Below are 2,249 nucleotides of genomic sequence, written 5' to 3'. Positions count from 1 at the left end.
TGGGGGCCACTGTTGTCACGAGTCACGACTGCGGTGAGGCGACCGACGTCAACCCTGCCAGCCGGTCCCGGACCAGCCGCCCAACAGACTCACAGCTGTTGTCAAGCCACGAGACGCAGGGGTGGCCGTGCCTGGAAGGGCTGACGGTCACGGAGCATGGCGTAGAGGACGTTGACCTTGCGGCGGGCCAGAGCGATCAGGGCTTGATGGTGCCGTTTGCCTTCGGCTCGCTTTCGGTCGTAGTAGGCCCGCGAGGTGGGATCGCGCTGGATCGAGCAGAAGGACGCCTGGTAGAAGACGCGTTTGAGGGCTTTGTCGCCGCCGGTGGCGGAGCGCGAGTAGCGCACCTTCCCGGACTGGGTCAGCACCGGTGCCAGGCCGGAAGCCGCAGCGAAGGCGTCGGCGCCGGCGAAGCGGCGGATGTTGCCGACGGATGCGATGAACTCGGCGGTGAGGGTGGCCCTCATCCCCGGCAGGCTGCGGATGAGGGCCCCGTCAGGGTGCGCGGCGACCAGCTCCTCGATCTCGGCCTCCAGGGCCTTGAGGCGGGCTTTGCCTGCCGCGAGTTCGGCGGCCAGCTCGCGCACGAGGGCGGCTGTGCGCCGCTCTCCGGGCAGCGAAACCGTCTGGGCTCGCGCGGCGGTGACCGCGGCTTCGGCCAGGGTTTGAGCGGTGGTCTGCTTGCTGACACCGTGCCGACGCAGGTAGGCAGTGATGCGTGCGGTGCCGGTGCGACGGATCTCGTCAGGGGTCACGTAACGGCCGAGCAGAATCAGCCCGGACTGCAAGGTGGGGTCCACCGCCCGTTCCAGGCCCGGGTTGATGCCGGCCAGCAGGTCACGCAGCCGCGAGGTGCGGGCCGTGGCTTCCTTCACGAGCGTGGTGCGGTGGCTGACCAGCAGCCGCAGTTCGACGGATTGTTCGTCCGGGAGGTCGACCACGCGCAGGTCGTCGCGGAGCATGACCTGCTCGGCGATGGTCTTCGCGTCGCGGGGGTCGGACTTGTTCTCCCCTCCGCGGGTGCCGCGCCGGGCCCGGTTCACGGCCAGGCCGGGAACGTGGACGCAGTGCAACTGTTCGGCCAGCAGCATCGCGGTGAGCAGACTGGCGATTCCGCCGATGATGTCCAGCCCCACGGTGACCCGTCCGTGTTCGTCCTGGACGGCGAGCAGTTCGGCGACGGCCTCGGTGATGGTGTCGGGTGTGTTGTCGACGCGGTGGCTGAACAGCAGGCGCCCGCGGTCGTCGGTGACCGCGAGCCAGTGGAAGTCTTTGGCGATATCGAATCCGGCCCGGGCTGTCACAGTGGCGCTCCCCTCGCTCAGCGACGTGCGGCGCGACTCCTTCCGCCTGTCCTCGCCCTACCAAGCGATGGTCCGCAGAGCCTAATCAGCAGTCCGGAAGAAGTGGCGGGGCAGGGGGATCAGCCTCCTGAGCCATCAAGGGCAGCCAGCATGAAAACCATCCCTGCCCCACCCGCGCTGTCCCAGAGTCGCGAACTCGTGGGACGCACTCAAGAAGGTAGGGCCGCATGACCAGCAGCCCACCCCCTTGCAACCAGCAGCAGCCCCCGGCTTCCGCCCGGTACCAGGACCATCCCGGCCCAGGTCCGCAGGCGGTGCAGACCGCGCACAACCGAGTGCGCCGGACCAATCCCACCTACTGATACACGAGGAGACGTACATGCGTGTTGCCACCTCCCCACTCGTTCGGCAGCACACCCAGTCACTGCTCGGCGAACTGGCCCAAGTGCTGAATCGGCACCCGGTGGGCGGAGCCTTCCGCCTGCTGTACGCCCCTGCGGACCTGGACCTCCCCGAGGGCACCGTGCTCGTCCAGACGGTCAACGCCCGGGGAGTCATCGAATTGCAGCCGCGGCAGACAGCCGACCTGGGGCAGGACGATGTGCTGCACATGACGCAGGTTCTCGACCCGTCCGACACCGCCCTCAGCGCCCACGCCGAGCAGTTGCAGGCCCGTTCCTGTCAGGCGACTCAGCGACCCGACGGCAGCACCGGCCACTACTACTGGTAGGGATCCGGGATCATGCCCGTGACGGAGATGTGCTCGCCGTACAGCACGGCAAGCTCCTTTCTGGGGGTGTTGGGGTGGGCGGCGATGCCTCGAATCTGGACAGCGCCCGAGCAGCCCAGTCACCTGAAGGCGTTCGACGCTGCGTGGATCGAACAGGTCCCCGTGCCGGTGGCTGGCAGCAGGATGCCGGGCCAGACCGTTGCCCTGATCGACGG

The 2,249-nt window shown here is 68.3% G+C and carries 3 protein-coding genes; 2 read left to right on the top strand and 1 reads right to left on the bottom strand.

The genetic code is table 11. The annotated features are described in order from the left end of the window. Positions 1-101 precede the first annotated feature (101 nt). The gene (locus ACFYTE_RS42320) at positions 102-1,304 is read right to left on the bottom strand and encodes an IS110 family transposase (protein ID WP_388722652.1); all 1,203 of its coding nucleotides are present in this window, start codon (positions 1,302-1,304) and stop codon (positions 102-104) included. A 379-nt stretch (positions 1,305-1,683) separates the two neighbouring features. Here ACFYTE_RS42320 and ACFYTE_RS42315 point away from each other — a divergent pair, with 379 nt between their 5' ends. Beyond that, positions 1,684-2,034 carry a hypothetical protein gene (locus ACFYTE_RS42315; protein ID WP_388722650.1) on the top strand — a complete coding sequence of 117 codons (351 nt, stop codon included), beginning with the start codon at positions 1,684-1,686 and terminating at the stop codon, positions 2,032-2,034. 12 nt (positions 2,035-2,046) lie between these two features. Beyond that, positions 2,047-2,249, top strand: a 203-nt coding sequence (locus tag ACFYTE_RS42310) for a hypothetical protein (RefSeq protein ID WP_388722648.1), incomplete at its 3' end; no start/stop codon positions are given.

Origin of the sequence: Streptomyces sp. NPDC004629 (assembly GCF_042873595.1) — a bacterium.
GTDB lineage: Bacteria > Actinomycetota > Actinomycetes > Streptomycetales > Streptomycetaceae > Streptomyces.
This window is presented reverse-complemented; position numbering and strand designations above follow the sequence as displayed.